This is a genomic window from Myroides sp. 1354 (assembly GCF_030324495.1).
In the GTDB taxonomy this organism is placed as follows: Bacteria; Bacteroidota; Bacteroidia; order Flavobacteriales; family Flavobacteriaceae; genus Flavobacterium.
This window is the reverse complement of record NZ_JACAGN010000001.1, coordinates 488,775-514,780: the sequence shown is the minus strand read 5'-3', so window position 1 is coordinate 514,780 and position 26,006 is coordinate 488,775. Positions and strand designations below refer to the sequence as shown.

Sequence of the window (26,006 nt, the reverse complement as noted above, 5' to 3'; positions counted from 1 at the left end):
CTTATAAATCCACACTTAAGGTTAAACGAAAATTTCTTCCTGGCATGGGAAAATTAGTAACTACTTCATAGTATTGATTCGCAAGGTTATTCGCCTCGGCTCTAATTCGCATCACTTTCTTCTGCCACTGTACTTGCTTTTGTATACTTAAATCATGAGTATACCAAGGTTGCAATTCATTGCGCACCGTATTGTTTTTATTGCCATTGTAACGTTTCCCTACATAGATAAAACTGTAGTTCAGTTGCCAATTTCGATAATCTATACCCCCAAGGATAGATCCCGAATGCCATGGCGTATAGGGAATCTGATCTCCATAATACGACGGTTTTCCCGATGGGGTTACACTCAAGTCTTGGGCTATGGTATATTCATAGGTCACCCCCAATTGAGCCCAAATTCCTTTTACGGGCTCCCAATTGGTTTTAATCTGACTTTCGATTCCGTACTGTTCTACTTTTCCTAAATTAGACATCATCCAACGCATCATACTCGAAGTTGGAGAAGCGATTATTTTATCTTTAATCTGCGCATAATAGGTTTCTAACGTAAAATCAATGTCTTTCAACCGTGCATTACTCATTTTATATTGATAAGTAAACCCTAAATTAAACTGTCGGCTGTATTCAGGTTTTAAGTAAGCCGTTCCCAATTGAGTATAATACAAATCGTTAAAAGTAGGTAATCGGTATACGTGTTTATAGAAGGCATGAAGGGTAAAATCACGCATATCCCAAGGGTTGTAACGCAAAAAAACAGAAGGTGTAAAAAAAGTTCGGTTGGGTGCTTGGTAATTGTACTTTACTTTTTCCTCCGTAAACGTCCCCAAGAGATTAGCTTGAACTTTCAACTTTCCTAAATCAAGGCTTGTGGACAAAACCGTATAAAACGTATAGCGTTCTGGAAAGGAAAATAAAGTTTCCTGCCCCAGTCGGGTTGCATTTAATTTATTGTATTGTAGATCGGTAGCCAAAGAGATTTGCCAAGAAGGGGTTATTGCAAATAAATGAGCCGCTGACACATACCATTCCTGCTGATGATAAGTATTGTCAAATTGAGGATTATACGTTACTTCATCCCCTTGAAAATCGACTGTTTTTCTTGATTTATAATGCAATTGATCATAGGCAAACTTTCCTTTAATCATCCATTGATACAAAGGAGAAACTTTGCGTTTCCATTCCCCTTGAATCACGACATTTTTATCGTCTTGTTTTTCGTTATTCTTTTCTGTGGCAATTGTAGTTTCACTTTTCTTAATGATGGCTTCTGGTAAACCACGATGGGATTGATAGAAATAGAGGTGAACCTGCCAAGAGTTTACTTGATCTTGCCCAAACCAACTATTTTCCAATCGAAAGGATTCAATTCCGCTATTCTTTCGATGCCCCAGCGTATCATAGGCTACTGTTCCATCGAGATTAAAGCGCTTTTGTCTGAACTTATAATGTCCATTGGAGTATAAATAAGAGGTGCTTATTGTTGTATTAATATGATCATTAACTTTGAGGGCTACGCGAGCAGCGGGATTGGTCCATTGAATATCCCCCATCTTATATTGAAAATTCGCTTGTATGCGTTGATTTTTAGTAAAATTTGGACGCTTGGTTTGCATGTATACAGTCGAAGCAGCGGCATATTCTTTCGCTGCCTGAAGTGGAGCGCTGCGTTGTCCGTTGTACAATTGAATCGCTTCTATATTATCTAAAGAGTACTTCCCTAAATCAACGATACCATTTTGGGCATTTCCCAACTGAATACCATTGTAAAAAACGCCCACTTGTTGTGTGCCCATATTGCGGACATCCACGGTTTTTATACCGCCCATCCCACCATAATCTTTGATTTTCACACCTGCAAAATAACGCAAAGCATCCGCCACAGTTGCACTGTTCAACCGATTTAACTGTTCTCCTTCAAGAGTTTTAGGTGGAATGAAATCTTTTGTTGTTTCTTTGACAACCAGAATTTCATTTAATGCAGTTAGGGTATCTTGGGTTTGTTGTGCATAACCAAGACTACTTCCGAAGAAAGATAAAACGAATAAAAGTAAATACTGTAACCGCATAAGTATAAATCATCTCGCCTACACAAACGCATGGTACAGTACCCACTGCAATACGAGTAGTGGATAATCTCTTGCGTTTACTGTTTTGGCATCGAAAACGTGAAACAAACCTAAAATGGCAGGTATTCTGACTTACTCTTAGCAAGGTCCTTCCCATTTTACACAGTGGACAACTAAGCTTGCTAAACCGATGAGCTTACAGCAGCGGGCCTGTTGGAGACTTACACTCCATTCCCTTTTGACATCCACTGTTTAAAGTGGAACCATTTTATGAAATGCAAAGATAGGGGAAAAAACAAAAAAGCTCTCCATGAATTTCAGGAAAGCTTTTCATTGGTCTAACTACTAAACCTAGTGCTTGCGCACTTAACAACACAACTAAATTTTACAATCTAATAATTCAGTGATTATTAGAGGGCAAAAAAAGCCTCCCACGAAATGAGAGGCTTCTTTTTTACTGGCGGTCTGGACGGGACTCGAACCCGCGACCCCATGCGTGACAGGCATGTATTCTAACCAACTGAACTACCAAACCAGTATTAACCATAAAATCATTACAGCGACAAAGATAGACTTTTTTTAAAAAATACAAAGAAAATTATTCTTTTCTTCGTCTTTTTCGCTGACTCAAAATTGCTCTTGAGTTTTGCGGTCTGGACGGGACTCGAACCCGCGACCCCATGCGTGACAGGCATGTATTCTAACCAACTGAACTACCAAACCTTGTCTTTATTGCTGTAATGCGGTGCAAATATACGACCATTTTCTACACTTCCAAATCCTACGAGAAAAAAAATTAAACTTTTTTTCATCAAAACCAGAAGCCGTCTGAGTTTCAGCATTATATACACCTAAAAAAAATCAACTTTTTTTTGGACTTTTTTGAATCATTGTGCTTTTGACGCTATAATTCCTTTTGTCTTTCTCTTCAAAACACCTTCTCCCTTCAATTTTTCATTCTTTTTCAAATATGATTCTCCAATTTTCCTGCTCTTTTTCTTCCTTACTCTTCTATTTTTAGCTTTTTTTATTGCCACTAAGCCTCTTTTTTTTAGCTCTCATTACAAAATACAGCAAAAAAAAACAGCAGTAAATTAAAATTCACTGCTGTTTTTTTATCTTTTTAATCGTATCTGTGCTTCTTATAAAGCTTCGTTGATTAAATCTTCGTATGTTTTTTTAGGAGCTACTCCTACTTGACGACCTACAACTTCTCCATTTTTGAATACTAATACTGTAGGGATGTTGCGAATTCCATATTTTGAAGCGAATTCTTGGTTGTTGTCTACGTCAACTTTTCCAACTACTGCTTTTCCTTCGAAATCTGTACTTAATTCAGATACAACTGGAGCTAACATTTTACATGGTCCACACCATACTGCCCAAAAATCTACTAAAACAGGTTTGTCTGATTTTAATACTACTTCTTCAAATGTAGCGTCTGTTATTTCTAATGCCATGGTAATACTTTTTTTACGTTATAAGACAAAACTACTAAAATTATTATACTTACCTCATCCTTTTTAATCAATTTTATCTATTTCGTAATATGCAAAGCTAATTCTAAAAAACACCCCATAGCATCCTTCCTTGTATTTTACATCACTACAACTAAATTATACCGATATTTATACCTATTCTTGCATTTGCATCTATGAAAAATCAATTAAAACAGATTACGGATTATTTTCTACAATACCTTGAATTAAACTTTACCTCCCTAACAAAGGATATGGAATGTGAAGAATATCTTGGTTACAATGGTCAACTGGCTGATTTTACTATTAAGTTTAGAAAAGCTAAGATAACACCCAAAAAAATCGGCCAATTTGTTACGGTATGGCAGAGAAATGCTGTCGGAATCACAGCACCTTATACCTCTACGGATCCCTTTGATTTTTATATTATAATGGCGAACGATCAAGATCAGATTGGTTTTTTTATTTTCCCTCGCTCTATTTTAGCAGCAAAAGGCATCCTAACAACTGCTGAAAAAGAAGGAAAACGGGGGTTTCGCGTTTATCCCGATTGGGACACCCCAACGAATACACAGGCAAGTAAAACCCAACAATGGCAAAGTCAGTACTTTATTGATTGTACTGATCTTACTCCCCAAGCTTTAAAAAAAGCGAGAAAAATAATGCAACCGTACTAAAACACAATAAAAAAGCCTTGGTTTTACAAGTAAACCAAGGCTTTTTCTATTTTCAGGCGCTTGTTCTAATTCAATTTAAACATCACCTGTTGACGTTCTAATTCTTCTAATAGATCTGCACTGATTGTAATTCGACTATTTCGACTAGACATTTCAATGCGATTGACGATTCTAAACTCCTCTCGTTTATCTTCTATTTCAAAAGAATCAATTTCTCCTTCTTCTATATCCTCAATCAAATCACCATCTTCATTCATAGTCATATTCATCCTAGGCGTTGGTTTATTTTCCTCTTCCAACTCCATTTTTTCCACTTCATAAATATCAAAGAAAACTTGTTTATCTCCTATATATTTATCTAAAGTCGTTTTGATATCATTGAGTTTACTTTCACTCAACTCTTTAATATTCATTTGCACAACCAATTGCTTGGCAAAAGCGGGAATTACCTCATGGAGTAATTTCATCTCCATAAATTGCAAACGCGGTTCTCCTCGTTCACCTGTATCCTTTCGAATCCAACCTTCATTGACTTGTACGCGCACAAAGACAAACGTATTAGTCAATAAGAAATGTCTAAATTTCAAGAAATCTTCGTTAAACAAACGGAATTCAAAAGATTCATCGTATCCCTCAATGGTAAAGGCAGCCCAATCTTTTCCTTTTGCAGAAGTTCTAAATTGCACATCACTGATCATTCCACCAAAGCTAACAATACGCCCTGTAAAATTTTCCAAACGCGCTAGTTCTTCCACGCGAACATTACAGAAACTCTTCAATTCAAAGCGGAAGTCATCCAATGGATGTCCTGAAATATAAATTCCCACCACTTCTTTTTCCTTTGCAAGTTTCTCCATGGTACTCCATTCTTCACAAGCCGGTAAAAGGGGCTCTGGAATTTGAACTTCACTACTGTCTCCGAACAGACTTACTTGAGCCGAATTTTCACTTTCCTGTGTTTTAGCACCATATTTAATCGCCTTTTCCAAGAAAGTATTGGGGTCTGTCGGATCTGTATAAAAGTATTGAGCGCGATGCGTATTCTCAAAACAATCAAATCCACCAGCCAAAGCTAAGTTTTCAAATGCTTTTTTATTCGCAGCTCTCAAGTCGATTTTCTTTGCCAAATCAAAGATCGAGCGATAACGTCCATTAGATCTATTATCGACAATGGTCTTCACAGCTCCTTGCCCTACACCTTTTACAGCTCCCATTCCAAATCGAATCGCATACTCGTCGTTTACGGTAAATTTGTAGAATGATTCATTTACATCAGGTCCTAATACATGTAATCCCATGCGTTTACACTCTTCCATAAAGAAAGTTACTTGCTTGATGTCATTCATATTATTCGAGAGTACAGCTGCCATATATTCCGCAGGATAATGCGCTTTTAAATAAGCTGTTTGATAAGCAATCCAAGCGTAGCAAGTGGAGTGTGACTTATTGAAGGCATAAGAAGCAAACGCTTCCCAGTCTTTCCAAATCTTTTCTAACACCACAGGATCATGTCCTTTTTTCGCCGCTTGCTCCACGAATTGAGGCTTCATTTTATCTAGTACATCTTTCTGTTTTTTACCCATAGCCTTACGCAAAACGTCGGCTTCACCTTTGGTAAAGTCAGCTAACTTTTGCGACAAAAGCATAACCTGCTCTTGGTAAACCGTAATACCATAGGTTTCCTTTAAATATTCCTCACAAGCATCCAAATCGTATACAATTGGTTCTTCCCCATTTTTACGACGGATAAAAGACGGAATATACTCTAAAGGTCCAGGACGATACAGGGCATTCATGGCAATTAAATCGGCAAATACCGTTGGTTTTAATTCGCGCATATACTTCTGCATCCCAGCAGATTCGTACTGGAACACACCAATGGTTTCACCACGTTGAAAGAGTTCGTATGTTTTTTCATCATCAATGGGAATCAAATCAGGATCAATTTCAATTCCCGTTCTATACTTAACTAATTTGATGGTATCTTTAATTAGGGTCAACGTTTTCAACCCCAAGAAGTCCATCTTTAACAGCCCTGCACTTTCAGCCACGGAGTTGTCAAATTGAGTGACGTATAAGTCCGAATCTTTAGCTACTGTTACGGGCACGAATTTGGTAATATCATCCGGTGTAATGATTACTCCACAGGCGTGAATACCTGTATTTCGCATAGATCCTTCTAGTATTTTTGCTTGTTGAATTGTCTCAGCAGCCAACGAATCTTCTTTCGCCAAAGCGATTAATTCCTTCACCTTGTCAAATTCTTCACTGCGCAATGCTCCTTTAATTGCATCTTCACTTTCAGATAAAAAGCGAGCTAAATTCCATTTGGAAGGCATCATACCAGGAATCAATTTAGCAATTCGATCCGCCTCAAACAAAGGTAAATCCAATACACGAGCCGTATCGCGAATTGCAGACTTCGTAGCCATTTTACCATAAGTAATAATTTGTGCTACTTGACTAGATCCGTATTTATCAATTACGTAATCCATTACCTTACTTCGTCCTTCATCATCAAAGTCAATATCAATATCGGGCATGGATACACGGTCAGGATTCAAGAAACGCTCAAAAAGCAAATCGTATTCAATGGGATCAAGATTGGTAATTCCCAAGCAATAAGCTACAGCAGAACCAGCTGCAGATCCACGACCTGGTCCAACAGAAACGCCCATTTGACGAGCAGCAGCAATGAAATCTTGTACAATTAAGAAGTATCCAGGGTACCCCGTACGTTCAATGGTTGCTAACTCAAAGTCCAAACGCTCGCGAATATCCTCTGTTACTTCAGGATAACGGCGTTTTGCTCCTTCATAGGTTAAGTATTTTAAATAGTTGTTCTCTCCTCTTTTTCCCGATCCATCCCCTTCTAAATCACGAGCATCTTGAAATTCTTCAGGAATATCGAATTTAGGAAGTAACACATCACGGTGTAAAACAAAAGGCTCAACTTTATCGACAATTTCTTGTATGTTGTAAATTGCTTCAGGAATATCCTCGAACAATTTTTTCATTTCTTCTTCTGACTTGAAGTAGTATTCTTGGTTGGGTAATCCATAGCGATACCCCCTACCTCTACCAATAGGAGTACTTTGTTTTTCTCCATCTTTCACACATAATAAAATATCGTGTGCATTGGCATCTTTTTTATCTAAATAGTAAGCGTTATTCGTCGCTACCATTTTGATGTTGTGTTTGCGCGCGAATTCAATTAACACCTGATTCACGCGATTTTCATCTTCCTGACCATGGCGCATGAGTTCCACATACAAATCATCGCCAAATTGCTCCTTCCACCAAACTAAAGCTTCTTCTGCTTGACGTTCTCCAACGTTTAAAATCTTACCTGGTATCTCTCCAAATAAGTTACCCGTGAGTACGATAACATCCTCTTTGTATTGCTCTACCACGCTTTTATCAATACGGGGCACATAATAGAAACCATCCGTATAGGCAATAGAAGCCATTTTAGCCAAATTATGGTATCCCTTTTTATTTTTAGCCAATAAGACGACCTGATACCCATTGTCTTTTTTGGTTCGATCCAGGTGATTCTCATTGATAAAAAACTCACATCCTACAATAGGAGTCAATAAAGGTAAGGCTGCTTCTCCGTTTTCTAAACGCGTTTTATTTTGAGCTTCAACCCCTTTGTTGTGATTATTCACTGCCATCACAAAGTGAAAGGCTCCCATCATATTCCCGTGATCCGTCATCGCAATCGCTGACAAATTCATTTCTCCTGCTTTTTTAACTAGATTGGGAATACCAATTGTTGACTGTAAAACAGAAAATTGCGTATGTACGTGTAAATGCGCGAATCGCGCATTTTGAAACTGTTGACGTTCCTCTGTAGAAATTGCTTCTGTTGCACTGCCTTGTAATTTTGCTAGACGAGCTCTGATCTCATCCGATGCTTTTTTAAGGTTGATGTGTTTTAATCCAACCGGTTGAAAAGGCTGTGGATTAAAATCGTTATAACGCTGAATATAGCTATCATCACAGTGTAATTCTTCCTTTGAAAACGTTCCGCGTTTAACTAATTCGAGGAAACAACGCGTAGTTGCCTCCACGTCTGCCGTAGCGTTATGTGCTTCTGCGAATGCCTCACCAAATAAATAGGTATGTAGTTCAGTTAAAGTAGGTAATTTATATCGTCCACCACGTCCACCCGGTAATTTTAGCATTTCTGCTGTTACCTCCGTACAAGTATCCAATACAGCCATAGAAGTCAATTGACTATCCACCCCCATACGATAGAATTCACATCCCATAATATTGACGTCAAATCCAATGTTTTGACCGACAATAAAACGAGCTTTGGAGAGTGCAATATTGAATTTGGCTAATGCTTCTTCTAAGTCAATCCCTTGCTCTTCTGCCAATTCAGTTGAAATTCCGTGAATGCGTTCTGCGTCATAAGGAATATTAAACCCTTTGGGTTTGATTAGGTAATCTTGATGTTCCACAAGTCGCCCCATATCGTCGTGTAACTGCCAAGCGATTTGTATACATCGCGGCCAATTATCCGTATCCGTTAAGGGAGCCGACCAACTCTTCGGAAGCCCAGTGGTTTCCGTATCAAAAATTAAATACATACTTGATTTATAGAATATTAACCCAAAAACAGGGAGATTTGTAACAATTTCAAAGGTACAAAAAAAGCTGCTTAGTTACTAAGCAGCTTCTTCCAATATAAATAATTTTACAAATCTCTATTCTCCTTTTCCTAGTGGAATTCTAAAGAACACCCCACCATCAAATGTTTTACGGTCTACATAGCGCTTGATGCGTTTGTTGTTGTCATCCATTTCGTCATCAGGTAAAATACTAGCATTCATATTGATTACAAATGTTCCTGAGATTGTTCCTGGCACTTGTTTATCCGCTGGATCTAAAATGATATACCCTGGACGGCTAACCGGTTGACCTGTAGTCATACTCAAAGCATCTGTTGCATACATGGATGATGTATTCTTATAATCGTCATATACAATATAATCCGCCTTGATATTATCTGTTGCATTAAACTCATATTTTGCACCAAATTCATAATCTGGCAAATATATTCTCAATGTAGTAGAATCTGTTTTAGCTTCGATGTTTAACGTTTTTTCATTTACCACGAATGCTTTAAACGTTTGTGGCTTGTATTCCATATAATGACTATAGGGATTACCATTTATTTTCGTTGAATCAGTAATTGCATCAGCAGTCATGGATGCATACATTCCTGGATCTGAAAATTTAACATCACTTTCACATGCCATGAAGCCCAAAACTAAAGCGAACATTCCTATTATCTTTCTCATATTATACTAATCTATTAGTGATATATATACATCGCAAAAATATATTTTTTATTGTTCAAAAAAAAATTTTTTTAATAAAACTTTAACTTTGAAAAAGAAGTTCTTTTTCTGTTTATTCAAAATTAAAAAACATTGCTCCTTGATGTGCTATTGAGAATTAATTTCTATTGAGAAAAATACAATTTAAATGCATTCAATCGAAAAAAACTGGATAATTATTTTTGTTTTTTTTACAAAAAAAGTCCTTTGCCTCAAATCAAGGGAGTATTGCATTCTCTTTGGAGGAAACCTTTCATACGTCTCTAACCAACTAGATTCGCGACTCGATCTTTTTTTATGGAGCAGTTATAACTCATTTGAAATCAGGCTGATTTGATTTCAAATTTTTCTATTTTATTCCTCGAACAAATTAAAAAAGTTAGTATCTTTGCGCAAATTTTTAACCGAGGTCGGGTACCTCAAACAAAACAAATTATTATGTCTGTAAAAATTAGATTACAAAGACACGGTAAAAAAGGAAAACCTTTTTACTGGGTAGTAGCTGCTGATTCACGCGCTAAAAGAGATGGTAAATACTTAGAGAAAATCGGTACTTACAATCCAAACACTAACCCTGCAACTGTTGAATTAAATGTAGATTCAGCTGTTAAATGGTTATTCAACGGTGCACAACCAACGGATACTGCTAGAACATTACTTTCTTACAAAGGAGCTTTATTGAAACACCACTTACAAGGTGGGGTAAACAAAGGAGCTTTAACTCAAGAGCAAGCTGATGCTAAATTCGCTGCTTGGTTAGAAGAGAAAGCAAACAAAATCAACGCTAAGAAAGATGGTTTAACCTCTTCTAAAGCGGCTGATAAAGCTCAAAAAATCGCTGCTGAAAAAGAAGCAAACGCTAAACGCGCTGCTGCTCAAGTAGCTAAAGTTGCTGCTGAATCTGCACCTGTAGAAACAGAAGAAGCGACAGAAGAAAACAACGAAGAAACTCAAGCGTAATTTCTAAGCGATATGCGTAAAAAAGATTGTTTCTATTTAGGCAAAGTCGCAAAAAAATTTAGCTTCAAGGGGGAACTTTTAGTCTATTTAGACACGGATGAACCTGAGTTATACGAAAATTTGGAATCAGTGTTCGTTGACTTTAACGGACAACTGGTTCCTTTTTTTATTGAAGACGCTTTTTTGCACAAAAATGATTTCTTACGAGTAAAATTTGAAGATTGCAATTCCGAAGAGGAAGCTGATCGTCTAATTGGCTCTGAATTGTATTTGCCTTTGAATTTATTACCTAAATTAGAAGGGAATAAGTTCTACTATCACGAAGTGGAAGGTTTTGAAGTCATTGACACAACACTAGGTTCTATCGGAACTTTAGTAAGAATCAATGATAGTAACTACCAAGTCCTATTCGAAATTGATCACAACGGAACTGAAATTTTAGTACCTATGATTGACCAATTCATCGAACAAGTGGATCGCGAAAACAAAAAATTAATTTTAAATGTACCTGCTGGCTTAGTAGATTTATATTTAGACAATTAATTGATCGTTGATAAAAAAAACGCCAAGAGAATTTGCTCTCTTGGCGTTTTTTTGTTGGTTGTTGGTTGTTGGTTGTTTGTTGTTTGTTGTTTGTTGTTTGTTGTTTGAGTTGATGAGTTGATGAGTTGATGAGTTGATGAGAAAAATCTACAGATCACTCATAACAAAATTTTCTCTACATTTAATATAAAAAACATGAAGATAAGTGCAATCAGTAAACTCACGATCAATCCAGGGGAAGAAATTAAAGCCAAAGAAATCCGAAAAGGGATTTTTGAACTGATCCAACAGGATTATCCTTCCTTTGCCAAAGAGGATTATATCACTTTAGGGGAACTCAACCGATACCGACGTTTGTACCTAACGGAATTAATGTTACAAGAAAAAGGAGAACTTGCCGCCTTAGACAAGGATGTGATGAATGCCATACAAAACAATGCCATTCTATCCGAAAATATTCAAGACGACATCGAAACCAAGCTAACGGTGGGACAAAAGATAGCGGATAAAGTTGCTGCTTTTGGAGGAAGTTGGACGTTTATTATCACATTCTTTACCTTTTTGATTATTTGGATGGCGATTAATATTTGGGTATTTACGGCAAAACCATTTGATCCCTATCCCTTTATTTTACTCAACCTTATTCTATCCTGTTTGGCTGCTATTCAAGCGCCTATCATTATGATGAGTCAAAACAGACAGGAACAAAAAGACAGACAACGAGGAGAACACGACTACAAAATCAACCTCAAAGCGGAATTGGAAATCAAGCTCCTCAGCGAAAAAATAGATCATTTATTGGTCCATCAAAATAAAAAACTACTCGAGATTCAAGAAGTACAAGTCGACTATTTAGAAGATTTAATGAAGGAAATTAAAAAGAATAAATAGACGGTGTATGGTGTATGGTGTTGGGTGTATGGTGTTGGGTGTATGGTGTTGGTTGTGAAGATTTTCGATTAAAGGACGTACAGCTCATAACAAACAACAAACAACAAACAACAAACAACAATCAACAAACAACAATCAACAAACAACAAACAACAATCAACAAAAATGATTCCACTAGAAACCTTAGGCAAACGCATCTGTATTATTGGCAATAGTGGTGCAGGAAAATCTCCCCTTGCACAGCATCTAGCACAACAGCTCGATTTGGCGATTTGTCATTTGGATCAAATAGCCCATATCCCAAACACGGCTTGGCAAATGAAAGATCGCGAACTTATTCGACTCGATCACCAAGCTTTTTTAACTCAACAGAAACAATGGGTTATTGAAGGAAATTACAGCTTTCTCATGCCGGAGCGTTTTGCTCAAGCCACTGCCATCATTTGGTTGGATTTTTCTCGTTGGAATTCTGCTTACCGCTATACAAAGCGCGCCCTGCAAAACAATCCCAATCGAGCTGGAAATCTAGAAGGAGCGACTCAACAATTTAGTTGGAAAATGATTCGTCATATTCTCTTTAAGTTTCCTAAAAGCAAAGAAAAGTACCAAAAACTGGTAGAAACCAGTGGTCTTCCCTATATTCGAATTACATCGTTTCATCAATTGAAGAAGATGTATAAGGAGTGGAACCTCTAATTTATTCCCTACTCCTAGAAGTCACTTTGATTCCTTTCCTCTTTCTAAACCGCATTTTTTGTACTTTTGACATTCGAAATTTTACTTATTCTTATGTTTCAATTCAAACAATTCACCATACAACAAGATCAATGTGCCATGAAAGTGGGAACCGATGGCGTGCTTTTAGGGGCTTGGACTCCCGTTGATCACAATCCCTATAAAATATTAGACATTGGCACAGGTACAGGGTTAATTGCCTTAATGCTCGCTCAACGCACCGATGCGGAACAAATTGACGGTGTTGAAATCGATGCCGATGCGCATGCACAGGCCATTGATAATTTTGAAAATAGTCCATGGGGCGATCGCTTATTCTGTTATCACGCAGGTTTAGAAGATTTTGCCAATGGCATGGATGAAGAATATGACCTAATTGTTTCCAACCCTCCTTTTTACAGTGAGGATTACTATACCCAAGACGAAAAAAGAGATCAAGCGCGCTTCCAAAATTCCCTTCCTTTTGAGTTGTTAATAGAAGCGGTAGAATACTTTTTATCCGAAAAAGGAGTGTTCAGCATCATTGTTCCTGCCAAAGAAGAAGAACGCATTATTTACCTTGCTGCAGAGTTTGACATCTATCCCCTGCAGGTTACACGGGTAAAAGGAACGCCTACTAGTGAGATTAAACGCAGTTTACTTGCCTTTTCAAGAGAACGCATAGAGAAAATTCCTCTAAATGAGCTGACAATTGAAGAAAAAAGACACTGTTACACCCCTGAATTCACCACCCTAGTACAGAATTTTTATCTAAAATTATAGTATTTGCAGTTTTTATAACTGCTATTAAAAATATTTTACAGACATTTGCTCTACAATCAAACTCAAAAAAGGAATCTAATAAAATAGACCTTTTTTAATGTTGATGCATCTAAAAAACAAAACCATGATTTTAAGAGTTAACACCATGATGATGCCCATGCAAATGAACACAATGATGTTCATCTCTCGCTATGGCCGAAAGTCAACCAGTTAACCTCTTTTTGTAATAGGATAAATTAGTTGGAGTCTCATCGGTCTATGCCGGTGGGGCTTTTTTTTATCTCTTTTTCAAAAATCTATAACCTAAATCTAAAAAACATGAGCAATTTTCAATTTTCAACTCAAGCATTACACGCTGGACATCAAGTCAACCAAACCGCAGGCTCTAGAGCGGTTCCCATTTATCAAACGTCATCCTATGTATTTGAAAATGCGGATCACGCCGCAGGTGCGTTCAATCTTAGTATACCAGCCTATATTTATACCCGACTAAACAACCCTACCAACGATATTTTAGAACAGCGTTTAGCTGCGCTGGAAGGAGGCATTGGCGCTGTGGTAACCGCTTCTGGCGCTTCTGCCATTAGTACAACCTTCTTAACCTTACTCAAAGCGGGTGATCATATTATTGCTTCCAATAGTTTGTATGGAGGTACCTATAATTTACTCAATGTTACTTTGCCGCGATTGGGCATTCATACCACCTTTGTAGATCCTAGTGATTTAGCTCATTTCGCTCAAAATATCCAACAAAATACCAAAGCTATTTTTGTGGAGAGCTTGGGAAATCCCAAATTGGATTTGATTGATTTAAAGGGCTTATCTCAACTTGCAAAAAAACACCAGATTCCTTTCATCGTAGATAATACGGTTCCTTCTCCTGCTCTACTTCGACCAATTGAACACGGTGCAGATATTGTCATTCACTCTTTAACCAAATACATTTCAGGAAATGGCACGGCATTAGGGGGCGCCATCATTGATGCGGGTACGTTCGACTGGAGCAGTGGAAAATTTCCTGAATTTACAGAACCTGCTGCAGGTTACCACGGCTTAATCTATCACGAAGCGCTGGGAAAAGCAGCTTTCATTGGCAAAATCCGCTTAGAAGGATTACGCGATTTAGGCGCCGCTTTGAGTCCGTTCAATGCTTTTCAAATTATTCAAGGATTAGAAACCTTAGCTATTCGCCTAAAGAAACACAGTGAAAATGCCTTAGAACTAGCGGAATGGTTAGAAAAACAAGAGGCTGTTGCTTGGGTCAATTACCCCGGATTGCCTTCGAGTCCTTACTACAAGCTAGCGCAAACGTATCTTCCTGATGGACAAAGTGGAGTCATCACCTTTGGTTTAAAAAAGGGATTTGAAGCAGCCAAGACAGTAGCCAATGAAACCCAGCTCTTTTCTTTAGTGGCTAATATTGGGGATACCAAATCACTCATCATTCACCCTGCATCGACCACCCATCAACAATTAACGGTAGACGAACAAAAAGCAACAGGAGTAACCCCTGATTTGGTTCGCCTTTCTGTTGGTATTGAAGCGATAGCCGATTTAAAACAAGACCTTGCACGCGTTTTCAAAACCCTGATTTAATTTATTCACTGGTATTACGATCTTCAAAATGAATCACTTGCACACCATCCAGATTACGGATTACCTTCTACCCGATCAGACCTATCAAACCTTGTATTTAAACTATGAGATTTTTGGTCAACCCTTACACCAAGCGCCTATTGTTTTAGTCAATCACGCCTTGACGGGAAATAGTACTGTTGCAGGAGAGCAAGGCTGGTGGAAAGAACTAATTGGATATGATCAAGTGATTGATTTGAATCGATATACAGTAATAGCGTTTAATATTCCAGGAAATGGATATGCGAACAAAGAAGAGCAATTGTTTTTAAATTATACGGCGTTGACAACGGCGAGTGTAGCGGATATCTTTTGGAAGGGCTTGAATTTTTTACAGGTTTCTCACCTATATGCCATCATCGGGGGAAGTTTGGGAGGGAGTATTGCTTGGGAAATGGCTTTGCAGCGTCCACAGACTATTCAGCACTTAATTCCCATTGCGACTAACCTCCAAGCTTCGGATTGGTTGATTGGACAAGTTGCCGTTCAGGAGGCCATACTCAATCACTCTATTCATCCATTGGAAGATGCACGCAAACACGCCATGCTCCTTTATCGAACTCCGGAGTCCATCAATCAAAAGTTTAGTCAAACGCATACCCGTGATAATACACATACCATTGAACATTGGCTGACCTATCACGGTCAGGCTCTAAAAAAACGCTTTCAGCTAGCGGCCTATCGACTGATGAATCACCTACTCAGAACAATTGGAGGGGAATTAACCGAAGAGTCGTTGAAGCAATTTGCCGCGAATACAACCGCGCAAATTACCGTAATCGCGGTGAATAGTGACTATATGTTTACCCAAAAAGAACAACGGCAAACCTATTGTAAATTATACGCCTATGGCGCAAATATCAACTACAAAGAAATACAATCCATACACGGTCATGATGCCTTCCTCATGGAATATGAACAATTACAAACCGCATTACGACCTATATTTTAAATCAAGACAACCATGAAAATTCTAAAGTTTGGAGGAAAATCACTAGCCTCAGGGCAAGCCTTTGATCAAGTGATTCAAATTATAAAAGACAAAATCGCGCAAGGTCCAATTGCCGTTGTAGTTTCGGCTATAGGTGATACCACAGATACCTTAGAATCGATTTTGGATGTAGCCAAGAATCAAGCGGACTACCTCACGCCATTTTTCGCCTTTCAAGCGAGAACCTATCACAGTGGGATTGATTTAGAAGAAGAGTTTACCCTATTACAAAAATTGTATGAAGGGGTTTCTTTGCTCGAAGATTACAGTTTAAAAATCAAAGATTTGGTCCTAGCACAAGGTGAACTCATTTCGAGCAAAGTATTGACGCATCACTTACTTCAGCAGGGGATTACAGCAGTTGCTGTTGACAGTCGTTTATTTTTTGTGACGGATGCCACATTTGGTCAAGCACAAATACAAGAAGATCTTTCAAAAGCTAAAACATCCATCTATTTTAAGGGAATCCACTCGCATACCCTTGCTGTAGTGACGGGTTTTATTGGATCAACAGAAAAGGGAGAAACAACAACTCTAGGCCGAAATGGCAGTAACTATTCTGCAGCCTTACTCGCCAATTTTCTACAAGCCACTGAATTGCAAAACTACACCCATGTCAATGGTATTTACACAGCCAATCCCGATTGGGTAAAGAATGCGCAGAAAATTGATGAACTTCACTTTGATGATGCCAATGAATTAGCAAATTTTGGTGCTTCCATTTTACATGCAAAGACGATTCTTCCTCTAATTGAAAACAATATTCCCCTTCGCATTTTAAATACATTAAACCCTGAAAACACAGGAACGCTAATTTCTGCAAATCCTACAGCAACAGGGATTAAATCCATTTCCCTTCAATCGGATATTGCATTAATCCAATTGGAAGGGCGCGGTTTATTGGGAATTGTCGGAATTGATGCCCGTATTTTTACGGCTCTAGCTCAAGCAGGGATTAGTGTGGGAATCATTGCGCAAGGTTCTTCAGAACGCGGCTTGGGATTCACTGTAGAACAAAAAAAAGCAGCACTCGCTGTAGAAGTCTTAAAACGAGAATTCCAAGTTGAGTTTCAAACCAAAGATGTCGACAACATCCAAATTTTGCCCGAAGTAGCGATTCTCTCTATTATTGGACAAGATCTGAGTACATTCGATCAACCCTATGCTGCTTTAGTAAAAAATAAAATCACTCCTATTTTATTTCACAGCACCATAACGGGTAAAAATGTGAGTTTGATTGTTCATCAAGAAGAGGCAAAAAAAGCGCTGAATGTTATTCACGGTCAAATTTTTGGAATCAGTAAAAAAATTAACCTCGCTATTTTTGGCCACGGACTCGTGGGAGGTACATTGATTGATCAGATTCTCACTTCCGCAACAGCAATTGCAGCTAAGAAAAATATAGTGCTTCACATTTTTGCCATTGGAAATTCAAAGAAGGTATGGTTAACGGAAACGGGAATCACGGCCAATTGGCGTCAAGAAATTGAACAACATGGAGTTTCTTATACTATAGAAGAGGTGATTGCCTTTGCAAAGGATCATCACTTAGAAAACCTCATCGCCCTAGATAACACGGCTTCTAAGTCATTTATTGAGCACTATATCCCTTTGATTCAAGGAGGTTTTGATTTGATTTCCTCCAACAAGATCGCCAATACAGTTTCTTATTCTTTTTATCAAGCATTGCGAAAAGCTTTAAAAGAAAACCACAAAGAATATTTATACGAAACCAATGTTGGGGCTGGATTACCCTTGATTGACACCATCAAACTCCTGCATTTATCTGGAGAGAATATTACGAAAATCAAAGGAATCTTTTCAGGTAGCTTGAGCTATATCTTTAATCAGTTTTCTGTACAAGACCAACCATTCAGTACTATCGTAGAACAAGCCATTGCCAAAGGATATACAGAACCTGATCCGAGAGATGATTTATCTGGTAAAGATGTGGGGCGCAAATTGCTCATCTTAGCTAGAGAATTAGATTTACAAAATGAATTAGAAGAAATTCAAATTGAGAACTTAGTTCCTGTAGATTTACAAGCCATTGAAACCGCAAATTTCCTCAAGCGTTTAGAAGAATTAAATCCTTATTTTGAACAAATTAAACGAGGATTACAACCCAATACCGTCTTGCGTTATGTTGGAGAATTATCTGGAGATTTACAACAAGACAAAGGTATTTTAGAGACCAAATTAGTGGCTGTTCCGCTACATTCTGCCTTAGGCCAATTGCAAGGATCAGATAGTTTATTTGAAATCTATACCGAAAGTTATGGCGAAAACCCCATCATCATTCAAGGAGCAGGCGCAGGTGCTTCGGTTACGGCCAGAGGGGTTTTTGGGGATATTTTGCGCCTAGCTGATAAATAAAAACGACTATTATTTACTCTTATTTTATAGTTTACCATGGGATGACGGTCGTTCATTCGTCTTTCTTGGTTGTTGTTTATTCTATGAACTCATCTTGCCTTTTTTGATTGAAGTGAAAATTAGGATGAGTTCTATATTTCAAATGAAAATGTCCTTCGATTTGAAGGACATTTTTAATTTATTATTGCATCCATTCTTTTAGTATATCACCAAAATCCTCCGTATATCCTTCTATAACATTCACAAAATTTCCCTCAGAATCAAATAAAACATAATGGGGGGTAGCATGTTGTTTATACTTCGCTATAGCAAGATCCAAACGTCCATTTTTATTCCAAAGCAAAACACCTTTATTCCCCTTTAATGCATAATACTTCTCCATCGTTTCAGGAAAATTATCAACATAGTATGTCACATAATCCATCTTTTCGCTTAGTTCTTCGGCTACTTTGGCTGTTTGAGGTGCTGCTCGCTGACAGTAACCACAATGCATTGTTGAAAAATCTAGCAATACATACTTTCCTTTAAAATAATCACTAAACTCTACGGTTTGTCCTTCTCTTGTCAACGCAGTAAAATTGTAATATTTATCTCCTATTTCCAGTGTTTTATATTCAATTAATGTTTGAAAAAACTGAACTTCTTTTGTATCCTTATACTGTGGCTCAACTAAATCTAACAACGTTTTCATTTGTTCTGTTGTATAACTTTCCGTAGTAAATGGCAGCATAAATCGACCATAAGCAGTATTGACATATTGTTTTAAGAATTCATAATCATTCTCTTCCACTTGCTTAAGAATTTTTTTCACCTTCCCTAAGGGTTCAATATCACTATAATAGACCAATGCAATACTGTCAGAAGAAATTCCCTTTTGCATAAGGTGTTGTACTTCCACTTGCAATTGCTCAATCTCATCATTGAATTTTTTATTAATCAGGTAATTTTGATAACGAACACCATCATATTGAGAACCTAATGCCTCAATATTATGAGGGAAATCAGCTATTGATCCCTCAATAGTAATTGATTCATTTCCTATAAAAAAACTCGTATAATAGGAATCTCCTCCTTGTTCTACATAAAGATAAATTGAGGCTGGTGCCTCTTCCAAATGCATTTCAACAGTAAATACTCCATCTTTTGCTTGAAACTCTATTTCCTCATTACCGTTAGATAGACTTAATCTAGCATCTTCAGTTAATCCTTGTAATTTTCCATGAAAACGCAATTTTTCTTGCGCTAAGGTTAACGTTGAAATACCAAAAGCTAAAAACAAGAGTAGTGTGTTTTTCATCATTTAGTTATATTAAAACTTGGTTAATCTGGCAATTTAACATATTTCAACTAACTATTAACTAAAGGGTAAACGTATTTCAGCTATTTTTTTATTTCCCTATCCCTTCTCTCCCTAAAACTAGTGATTTACTTCAAAATCCTACCTAACCTCCCCTGCCCTATCTTTCTTTTTTATACCTTTAATTTATCTAAGTTGGATACATGAATAGACCCAATCTCCTATAACTTAAATAAAAACGCTATGAAAAAAATATTATGCTACACCCTTATAGGAGTAATCTCCCTATTAACCTTAACTTCTTGTGATAAAAAATACGACAGTGTAGCTGCCGAAAGTGCGGACTACCTTAGCCTTTCAAATGCCAATTCATCTCCTGCTAAAAATCTAGAAGTAGAGCAAGCCGTTGAACGCAAAATCATCAAGGAAGGAACGATTCGCTTTGAAACTGCTAATGCTGCCGAAACGCGCAAGCAGATTACAGCAGCCTTAGCGACCTACAAAGGCTATGTTTCACAAGATCAAGCGGAGACTTATGCGAGTCAATCGACTTATACCCTTACAGTACGTGTACCTGCAGAAAATTTCGAAAAACTTTTGTCAGATATTACCACTGCCGCTAAAAAAGTGGAAAATCAAGACATTAAAGCATTGGATGTTACAGAAGAATTCATTGATGTAGAATCGCGCATCCACACCAAAAAAGAGTTGGAAAATCGCTACAAAGCCTTGTTGAGCAAAGCGAATAAAGTAGAAGAAATCTTAGCTATTGAAAAAGAAATCGAAGCACTTCGCTCCGATATTGAATCCTATGAAGGGCGATTAAACTACTTAAAAAGCAGCGTGGCTTATAGTACGCTTACTGTCGTATTTTATGAAAAACAAACGAGTACATCCACTTTCGGTTCTGAATTTACCACCGCCTTTGCAGAAGGATGGGACAACCTGGTTTCCTTCACCCTTGGACTGTTTTACATTTGGCCCTTTATCCTCATTATTTTGGGTGTATTGTTTGTCGTTAGAAGAAAACTCAAACGCAGAAAACTGCAAAAGAAGGAATAATTCTTCTTTGTAAAGATCAAGAATGAAACACTCATAATCAATACGATATAAAAAAATGAGCCGATTAACTTATCTAATCGGCTCATTTTTTACGTATATTTGAGCCAATTAAATTAATAATCGGCTCATGATCTACAATTGGCAACATCCAAAGCTACAGCTACTCGCGATTTACAAGACCTAGTAGAAAAAAAAATTCTTGTCTCAATAGGAGCAGGACGTTCCGTCCGTTATCAATTAAATGTACCTTAGATAAAAAAACAGCGTTACATCCCTTTACCTACTAAAAAAACGGCAATTTAGCTATACTTTCATCTGCAAAAATTGCACATATGTAAATATTACTTATTTTTGTTGTCACAACTGATAAACTTAAGAATATTATGAAACCAGATTTATTTCAGGCGCCAGATTACTATCTTTTAGATGATTTGCTTACAGAAGAGCACAAATTGATTCGCGATGCAGCGAGAGCATGGGTAAAAAAAGAAGTATCTCCAATTATTGAGGAATATGCTCAAAAAGCAGAATTCCCAAAACAAATCATCAAAGGTTTAGGTGAAATTGGAGGATTTGGTCCTTATATTCCAACAGAATACGGAGGAGCAGGATTAGACCAAATTTCATATGGTTTAATTATGCAAGAAATTGAAAGAGGTGATTCAGGTGTACGTTCAACATCATCTGTTCAATCTTCTTTAGTAATGTATCCGATTTGGAAATACGGTAACGAAGAACAACGCAATAAATACTTACCAAAATTAGCAACTGGAGAAATGATCGGTTGTTTTGGTTTAACTGAGCCTGATCATGGTTCAAACCCTGGGGGAATGATCACCAACTTCAAAGATATGGGCGATCACTACCTATTAAATGGAGCAAAAATGTGGATTTCGAATGCACCATTTGCTGACATTGCAGTAGTTTGGGCGAAAAACGAAGAAGGTAGAATTCACGGATTAATCGTGGAGAGAGGAATGGAAGGTTTCTCTACACCAGAAACGCACAACAAATGGTCATTAAGAGCTTCTGCAACTGGAGAGCTTATTTTTGACAATGTAAAAGTTCCTAAAGAAAATTTATTGCCTAACAAATCAGGATTAGGAGCACCTCTAGGATGTTTAGATTCTGCACGTTACGGAATTGCTTGGGGAGCGATTGGAGCTGCAATGGATTGTTATGATACCGCTTTGCGTTACTCGAAAGAGCGTATCCAATTTGACAAGCCAATTGGAGCAACTCAATTGCAACAAAAGAAATTAGCTGAGATGATTACAGAAATCACCAAAGCACAATTATTAACTTGGCGTTTGGGTGTTTTGAGAAACGAAGGAAGAGCGACTTCAGCTCAGATTTCTATGGCAAAACGCAACAACGTAAATATGGCATTAGAAATTGCACGTGATGCACGTCAAATGTTAGGAGGAATGGGTATCACAGGGGAGTATTCTATTATGCGCCACATGATGAACCTTGAATCAGTTGTAACCTATGAAGGAACACACGATATCCACTTGTTAATTACAGGTATGGATGTAACTGGATTCCCAGCGTTCAAGTAGTCTAGCTTATAACAAAATAGATAAACTTTATATAAAGAGCTTCTCCTTACCGAGAAGCTTTTTTATTTTTGTACAAATCTTTAAGTCATTATGAATATTCAAACCGTTAATCAACTGATTACCCCAGAACGTCAAGCGCTATTAGAGCATCCCTTATACTCAAAAATTACAACCGTTGCCCATTTGCAAAACTTCATGGAAGGTCATGTGTATGCCGTATGGGATTTTATGTCTTTACTAAAAGCACTGCAACAAAAACTAACTTGTACCACTACACCCTGGTTTGCTTCTCCCTATCCACAGACGCGTTACTTAATTAACGAAATCGTTTTGGCAGAAGAATCAGACCTTGCGATGGACGGACAGCGATTGAGTCATTTTGAAATGTATGTAGATGCCATGCAAGATGCCCAAGCGGATGTACAAACTATGGGTACCTTTTTACAATCGCTACAAGAAGGAAAAAGCATTAATCAAGCCATTGATTTGTTGAATGTAGATCGAGATATCAAAGATTTTCTCACCTTTACCTTTGACATCATTGCGCAAGGAAAACCACACGAAATTGCGGCGGCTTTTACTTTTGGTCGGGAAGATTTGATTCCAGCCATGTTCACTGAAATTCTAAAAGGGTTCCAACTTAACTTTCCCGAAACAGACTTATCCAAATTAATTTATTACTTTGAGCGTCACATTGAATTAGATGGGGATGAGCATGGCCCTATGGCGATGCAAATGATTGCGGAATTATGTGGTTCGGATGAACAAAAATGGCAAGACGTTATTCGCGTATCCAAAGAAGCCTTAGTAAAACGCTATGGGTTATGGAATGCGATTGAACGCACCATTGAAGCAAATTAATTAATTTTATATATAAAAACACAACGCTATGAATTCATTAGAAGGAAAAAATGCCATTATCACAGGAGGAGGAAGAGGTTTAGGGAAAGCTACGGCTATTGCTTTTGCTAAAGAAGGAATTAACGTGGCCATTACCGGTCGAAACGAAGAGCGCTTAAAACAAACGGTTGCTGAATTAACGTCTTTAGGTGTAAAGGCAACGTATGCCGTATTTGATGTAGTAGACAAATCAGCAGTAAAAACGGAAATCGCAAAAGTCATTGATTTCTTAGGAGGAATAGATATTCTTGTAAACAATGCGGGAATTTCTGAATTTGGAAAATTTGTGGATATGCCCGCAGATCGTTGGGAAGAAATTTTACTAACGAATGTCATGGGGGTTTACAATGTAACGCGTGAAGTATTGCCTCATTTAATTGCTAAAAATGAAGGGGATATTTTCAATGTAGCTTCTACAGCAGGATTAAATGGAAATCCTACGACTTCGGCTTATTCAGCGTCGAAATTTGCCGTTATCGGACTATCTGAATCCCTAATGAAAGAAGTGCGCAAAAACAATATCCGCGTGTGTACCTTAACACCGAGTACCATTGCCTCAGATATGTCAATTGAATTAGGCTTAACCGATGGCAATCCAGATCACATCTTACAACCCGAAGATTTTGCGGAATTGCTTGTAGCCACTTTAAAATTACCGAGACGAGCGATGTTAAAAACCGCTTCTTTATGGACGACAAATCCCGTATAATACAACAAATCAAGCTACCTCAAATGGGTAGCTTTTTTTTTGTATTTTTTTGCTTCCTGTGAATTAGATTTCACAATATGTTAGTACATTTGCATCAGTTTTTATACGTTATAAATCTATGGTTCGCAAACTTTTACGCTTTATCCTAAAGCTTGTGTTGTGGTTCTTTGCTTTAAGCATCTTTTCAGTTATCTTTTTTCGTTTTGTTCCCATACCTTATACCCCATTGATGTTTATACGGTTGTACGATCAAAAGAAAGAAGACAAGCCTTTTACACTAAAACACGATTGGGTTTCTTTGGACAAAATCAGTCCTAATTTACAAAAAGCAGTTATTGTCAGTGAGGATGGGCACTTTTTAAGTCACAATGGTTTTGATTTCAAAGCAATTGAGAAGGCGATGAAGAATAATGAAAAGGGGAAACGCATCAAAGGAGGAAGTACCATTTCGCAGCAAACGGCGAAAAACGTATTCTTATGGCCAGGGCGAAGTTATATTCGCAAAGGATTTGAGGCTTATTTCACAGCTTTAATCGAGTTATTTTGGTCGAAGGAACGTATTTTAGAGGTGTACCTCAACAGCATCGAAATGGGTGATGGGATTTATGGTGCAGAGGCTGCTGCTCAGCATTGGTACAAAAAAAGTGCAGCTAAACTTACCGTAAGTGAAGCCGCAGGATTGGCAGTAATCTTACCTAGTCCGAGACGATATAATCCAGTCAAATCAGGACCTTATGTGAGCAAGAGAAAACAAACCATTTCTCGCTACATCAATGGCTATGGTCCGTTGGATTTGAGTAAAAAGAAAAAAAATAAAAAATAGTATACTTTTAGTTAAAAATTTTAATTTAACCTAGATTTTTCCTAACTTGTAGTCAAACTTAAAATATTTTTGTTATGAAAAAACTCGTATTATCATTAGCTATTGGAGGTTTACTTTTTGCTACATCTTGTAAGGACAACAAGTCAGAAGCTGTAGAAACAGACACTACACCTGCAACAGAATTAACAGCTGCAAAATCAGAAGCAGAGGTTAAATTTGAAGAAGCCAAACAAGCTTTAGAAGCGGCAGTAAAAAGTGGAGATAAAGCCGCTGAAGAAGCTGCAAGAAAAACACTAGACGAAGCTCAAAAAGCATGGGAAGCTACTAAAAACAAAACAGAAGAAGTAGTAAACAAAGTGGGTGATAAAGCTGAAGAATTAAAAAATGACGCTGCAAAATCATTAGACCAAGCCAAAGACAAAGTCAACGAAATGAAAGATGAAGCGAAAGAAAAAGCGGATAAAGCCAAAGACAATGTAAACGAAGCAGCAAAAGAAGCTCAAAAAGGGTTAGAGAATGCTGCCGATAAGTTGAAAAAATAATCACATAAAGGATCTGGAAACAGATCCTTTTTTTATTTCTAAAAAGAAGAAATCCAAACTCTTTATCTAAAAAAGTAATTTTTATCTTTTATTTATCAGTCTAAATAGGGATTAATCCCTACTTTTTTTGTAATTTGTAAGCAACTAAAAATCAAATACTATGAAAACAAACATTGGTTTAAAAGACGAGGTAAGACAACAAATCACAGATAAACTTGCCAAACTATTAGCAGATGAATTTGTGCTTTATACCAAAACAAGAAATGCACATTACAACGTTGAAGGTATTGACTTTCATTCCATGCACTTATTTTTTCAATCACAATATGAAGCTATTATCGAAGATGTGGATGCCATTGCGGAAAGAATCCGTCATTTAGGACATTACGCCCCTAGTAGCTTAAAAGAATATCTGGCTTTGACACAATTGTCTGAATCGAGAGATAACCAAGGAAACGACAGTGCATCATGGATTAAAGACTTGTGCAAAGATCACGAAGCGATTATCCTATACTTAAGAGAAAACATCGATGTAATTGACGATATGCACGATCAAGGTACAGCCGATTTCTTGACTGGATTATTAGAGAAACACGAAGAAGCAGCTTGGATGCTACGCGCCCATATCAAGTAATCGCTTG

At 37.5% G+C, this 26,006-nt stretch carries 23 protein-coding genes, 2 tRNA genes and 1 riboswitch; of the genes, 17 read left to right on the top strand and 8 right to left on the bottom strand.

The window, feature by feature from the left end; all coding sequences use genetic code 11:
• Position 1: 1 nt before the first annotated feature.
• The 5 genes from HX004_RS02270 to trxA form a co-directional block, all read right to left on the bottom strand.
• Positions 2 to 2,068: a TonB-dependent receptor gene (locus HX004_RS02270; protein WP_286440700.1), complete on the bottom strand. Its 2,067-nt coding sequence runs from the start codon at positions 2,066 to 2,068 to the stop codon at positions 2 to 4.
• A 100-nt stretch (positions 2,069 to 2,168) separates the two neighbouring features.
• A riboswitch (cobalamin riboswitch) is annotated at positions 2,169 to 2,351 on the bottom strand.
• Between the two features lie 175 nt (positions 2,352 to 2,526).
• Positions 2,527 to 2,603, bottom strand: a tRNA-Asp gene (locus HX004_RS02265).
• Positions 2,604 to 2,717: 114 nt separating this feature from the next.
• Positions 2,718 to 2,791 (bottom strand) — tRNA-Asp (locus HX004_RS02260).
• Positions 2,792 to 2,955: 164 nt separating this feature from the next.
• On the bottom strand, positions 2,956 to 3,105 hold the full coding sequence (locus tag HX004_RS02255) for a hypothetical protein (RefSeq protein ID WP_286440699.1): 150 nt from the start codon (positions 3,103 to 3,105) through the stop codon (positions 2,956 to 2,958).
• A 105-nt stretch (positions 3,106 to 3,210) separates the two neighbouring features.
• Positions 3,211 to 3,528 (bottom strand): thioredoxin, encoded by a 318-nt coding sequence (gene trxA / locus HX004_RS02250; RefSeq protein ID WP_286440698.1) that lies wholly within the window; start codon positions 3,526 to 3,528, stop codon positions 3,211 to 3,213.
• Between the two features lie 194 nt (positions 3,529 to 3,722).
• Between trxA and HX004_RS02245 the strand changes: the two genes are divergently transcribed.
• Entirely contained in the window at positions 3,723 to 4,223 is a 501-nt protein-coding gene (locus HX004_RS02245; protein WP_286440697.1) for a MepB family protein, read from the top strand.
• Between the two features lie 65 nt (positions 4,224 to 4,288).
• On the opposite strand, the gene dnaE is transcribed toward HX004_RS02245, so the two are convergent.
• Positions 4,289 to 8,824 carry a DNA polymerase III subunit alpha gene (gene dnaE, locus HX004_RS02240; protein WP_286440696.1) on the bottom strand — a complete coding sequence of 1,512 codons (4,536 nt, stop codon included), beginning with the start codon at positions 8,822 to 8,824 and terminating at the stop codon, positions 4,289 to 4,291.
• 117 nt (positions 8,825 to 8,941) lie between these two features.
• On the bottom strand, positions 8,942 to 9,538 hold the full coding sequence (locus tag HX004_RS02235; protein WP_286440695.1) for a DUF6252 domain-containing protein: 597 nt from the start codon (positions 9,536 to 9,538) through the stop codon (positions 8,942 to 8,944).
• A gap of 477 nt (positions 9,539 to 10,015) precedes the next feature.
• Between HX004_RS02235 and HX004_RS02230 the strand changes: the two genes are divergently transcribed.
• The 8 genes from HX004_RS02230 to thrA all read left to right on the top strand — a co-directional run bounded on the left by HX004_RS02230 (position 10,016) and on the right by thrA (position 18,470).
• Positions 10,016 to 10,537 carry a 30S ribosomal protein S16 gene (locus HX004_RS02230; RefSeq protein ID WP_286440694.1) on the top strand — a complete coding sequence of 174 codons (522 nt, stop codon included), beginning with the start codon at positions 10,016 to 10,018 and terminating at the stop codon, positions 10,535 to 10,537.
• Between the two features lie 12 nt (positions 10,538 to 10,549).
• Positions 10,550 to 11,080, top strand: coding sequence for a ribosome maturation factor RimM (gene rimM, locus HX004_RS02225; protein WP_286440693.1), 531 nt, complete (start codon positions 10,550 to 10,552; stop codon positions 11,078 to 11,080).
• A gap of 195 nt (positions 11,081 to 11,275) precedes the next feature.
• Positions 11,276 to 11,971: a DUF1003 domain-containing protein gene (locus tag HX004_RS02220; RefSeq protein ID WP_286440692.1), complete on the top strand. Its 696-nt coding sequence runs from the start codon at positions 11,276 to 11,278 to the stop codon at positions 11,969 to 11,971.
• A gap of 165 nt (positions 11,972 to 12,136) precedes the next feature.
• On the top strand, positions 12,137 to 12,667 hold the full coding sequence (locus HX004_RS02215; protein ID WP_286440691.1) for a P-loop NTPase family protein: 531 nt from the start codon (positions 12,137 to 12,139) through the stop codon (positions 12,665 to 12,667).
• 93 nt (positions 12,668 to 12,760) lie between these two features.
• Positions 12,761 to 13,468, top strand: coding sequence for a tRNA1(Val) (adenine(37)-N6)-methyltransferase (locus HX004_RS02210; protein WP_286440690.1), 708 nt, complete (start codon positions 12,761 to 12,763; stop codon positions 13,466 to 13,468).
• 318 nt (positions 13,469 to 13,786) lie between these two features.
• Positions 13,787 to 15,064, top strand: coding sequence for an O-acetylhomoserine aminocarboxypropyltransferase/cysteine synthase family protein (locus tag HX004_RS02205; RefSeq protein WP_286440689.1), 1,278 nt, complete (start codon positions 13,787 to 13,789; stop codon positions 15,062 to 15,064).
• A 28-nt stretch (positions 15,065 to 15,092) separates the two neighbouring features.
• Entirely contained in the window at positions 15,093 to 16,055 is a 963-nt protein-coding gene (locus tag HX004_RS02200) for an alpha/beta fold hydrolase (RefSeq protein WP_286440688.1), read from the top strand.
• 12 nt (positions 16,056 to 16,067) lie between these two features.
• Positions 16,068 to 18,470 (top strand): bifunctional aspartate kinase/homoserine dehydrogenase I, encoded by a 2,403-nt coding sequence (gene thrA, locus HX004_RS02195; protein WP_286440687.1) that lies wholly within the window; start codon positions 16,068 to 16,070, stop codon positions 18,468 to 18,470.
• A 181-nt stretch (positions 18,471 to 18,651) separates the two neighbouring features.
• Here thrA and HX004_RS02190 read toward each other — a convergent pair whose 3' ends face one another.
• Positions 18,652 to 19,770, bottom strand: a complete 1,119-nt coding sequence (locus HX004_RS02190) for a TlpA family protein disulfide reductase (RefSeq protein ID WP_286440686.1) — start codon at positions 19,768 to 19,770, stop codon at positions 18,652 to 18,654.
• Positions 19,771 to 20,010: 240 nt separating this feature from the next.
• On the opposite strand from HX004_RS02190, the gene HX004_RS02185 reads away from it, so the two are divergent.
• From HX004_RS02185 to HX004_RS02155, 8 genes are all read left to right on the top strand, one after another.
• Positions 20,011 to 20,829 carry a DUF4349 domain-containing protein gene (locus HX004_RS02185; RefSeq protein ID WP_286440685.1) on the top strand — a complete coding sequence of 273 codons (819 nt, stop codon included), beginning with the start codon at positions 20,011 to 20,013 and terminating at the stop codon, positions 20,827 to 20,829.
• Between the two features lie 138 nt (positions 20,830 to 20,967).
• Positions 20,968 to 21,081 carry a hypothetical protein gene (locus tag HX004_RS17745; protein ID WP_502888449.1) on the top strand — a complete coding sequence of 38 codons (114 nt, stop codon included), beginning with the start codon at positions 20,968 to 20,970 and terminating at the stop codon, positions 21,079 to 21,081.
• Between the two features lie 131 nt (positions 21,082 to 21,212).
• Positions 21,213 to 22,391 carry an acyl-CoA dehydrogenase family protein gene (locus HX004_RS02180; RefSeq protein ID WP_286440684.1) on the top strand — a complete coding sequence of 393 codons (1,179 nt, stop codon included), beginning with the start codon at positions 21,213 to 21,215 and terminating at the stop codon, positions 22,389 to 22,391.
• Between the two features lie 90 nt (positions 22,392 to 22,481).
• Positions 22,482 to 23,252 (top strand): DUF3050 domain-containing protein, encoded by a 771-nt coding sequence (locus HX004_RS02175; RefSeq protein WP_286440683.1) that lies wholly within the window; start codon positions 22,482 to 22,484, stop codon positions 23,250 to 23,252.
• Between the two features lie 28 nt (positions 23,253 to 23,280).
• Positions 23,281 to 24,000, top strand: coding sequence for a 3-ketoacyl-ACP reductase (locus HX004_RS02170; RefSeq protein WP_286440682.1), 720 nt, complete (start codon positions 23,281 to 23,283; stop codon positions 23,998 to 24,000).
• Between the two features lie 118 nt (positions 24,001 to 24,118).
• Positions 24,119 to 24,823 (top strand): monofunctional biosynthetic peptidoglycan transglycosylase, encoded by a 705-nt coding sequence (gene mtgA, locus HX004_RS02165; protein WP_286440681.1) that lies wholly within the window; start codon positions 24,119 to 24,121, stop codon positions 24,821 to 24,823.
• 74 nt (positions 24,824 to 24,897) lie between these two features.
• Complete coding sequence (locus HX004_RS02160; protein WP_286440680.1) at positions 24,898 to 25,365, top strand: hypothetical protein; 468 nt, start codon at positions 24,898 to 24,900, stop codon at positions 25,363 to 25,365.
• A gap of 160 nt (positions 25,366 to 25,525) precedes the next feature.
• Positions 25,526 to 25,999 carry a Dps family protein gene (locus tag HX004_RS02155; RefSeq protein WP_286440679.1) on the top strand — a complete coding sequence of 158 codons (474 nt, stop codon included), beginning with the start codon at positions 25,526 to 25,528 and terminating at the stop codon, positions 25,997 to 25,999.
• Positions 26,000 to 26,006: the final 7 nt, after the last annotated feature.

What these genes read in the sequence shown, in the direction of transcription:
- HX004_RS02245 (WP_286440697.1), top strand. Translation starts at nt 3,723, where the DNA reads ATGAAAAATCAATTAAAACAGATTACGGATTATTTTCTACAATACCTT.
- HX004_RS02230 (WP_286440694.1), top strand. Translation starts at nt 10,016, where the DNA reads ATGTCTGTAAAAATTAGATTACAAAGACACGGTAAAAAAGGAAAACCT.
- dnaE (WP_286440696.1), bottom strand. Translation starts at nt 8,824, where the DNA reads ATGTATTTAATTTTTGATACGGAAACCACTGGGCTTCCGAAGAGTTGG.
- HX004_RS02215 (WP_286440691.1), top strand. Translation starts at nt 12,137, where the DNA reads ATGATTCCACTAGAAACCTTAGGCAAACGCATCTGTATTATTGGCAAT.
- trxA (WP_286440698.1), bottom strand. Translation starts at nt 3,528, where the DNA reads ATGGCATTAGAAATAACAGACGCTACATTTGAAGAAGTAGTATTAAAA.
- HX004_RS02185 (WP_286440685.1), top strand. Translation starts at nt 20,011, where the DNA reads ATGAAAAAAATATTATGCTACACCCTTATAGGAGTAATCTCCCTATTA.
- thrA (WP_286440687.1), top strand. Translation starts at nt 16,068, where the DNA reads ATGAAAATTCTAAAGTTTGGAGGAAAATCACTAGCCTCAGGGCAAGCC.
- HX004_RS02180 (WP_286440684.1), top strand. Translation starts at nt 21,213, where the DNA reads ATGAAACCAGATTTATTTCAGGCGCCAGATTACTATCTTTTAGATGAT.
- HX004_RS02220 (WP_286440692.1), top strand. Translation starts at nt 11,276, where the DNA reads ATGAAGATAAGTGCAATCAGTAAACTCACGATCAATCCAGGGGAAGAA.
- HX004_RS02190 (WP_286440686.1), bottom strand. Translation starts at nt 19,770, where the DNA reads ATGATGAAAAACACACTACTCTTGTTTTTAGCTTTTGGTATTTCAACG.
- HX004_RS02270 (WP_286440700.1), bottom strand. Translation starts at nt 2,068, where the DNA reads ATGCGGTTACAGTATTTACTTTTATTCGTTTTATCTTTCTTCGGAAGT.
- HX004_RS02235 (WP_286440695.1), bottom strand. Translation starts at nt 9,538, where the DNA reads ATGAGAAAGATAATAGGAATGTTCGCTTTAGTTTTGGGCTTCATGGCA.
- HX004_RS02205 (WP_286440689.1), top strand. Translation starts at nt 13,787, where the DNA reads ATGAGCAATTTTCAATTTTCAACTCAAGCATTACACGCTGGACATCAA.
- HX004_RS02175 (WP_286440683.1), top strand. Translation starts at nt 22,482, where the DNA reads ATGAATATTCAAACCGTTAATCAACTGATTACCCCAGAACGTCAAGCG.
- mtgA (WP_286440681.1), top strand. Translation starts at nt 24,119, where the DNA reads ATGGTTCGCAAACTTTTACGCTTTATCCTAAAGCTTGTGTTGTGGTTC.
- HX004_RS02170 (WP_286440682.1), top strand. Translation starts at nt 23,281, where the DNA reads ATGAATTCATTAGAAGGAAAAAATGCCATTATCACAGGAGGAGGAAGA.
- HX004_RS02210 (WP_286440690.1), top strand. Translation starts at nt 12,761, where the DNA reads ATGTTTCAATTCAAACAATTCACCATACAACAAGATCAATGTGCCATG.
- rimM (WP_286440693.1), top strand. Translation starts at nt 10,550, where the DNA reads ATGCGTAAAAAAGATTGTTTCTATTTAGGCAAAGTCGCAAAAAAATTT.
- HX004_RS02160 (WP_286440680.1), top strand. Translation starts at nt 24,898, where the DNA reads ATGAAAAAACTCGTATTATCATTAGCTATTGGAGGTTTACTTTTTGCT.
- HX004_RS02200 (WP_286440688.1), top strand. Translation starts at nt 15,093, where the DNA reads ATGAATCACTTGCACACCATCCAGATTACGGATTACCTTCTACCCGAT.
- HX004_RS02155 (WP_286440679.1), top strand. Translation starts at nt 25,526, where the DNA reads ATGAAAACAAACATTGGTTTAAAAGACGAGGTAAGACAACAAATCACA.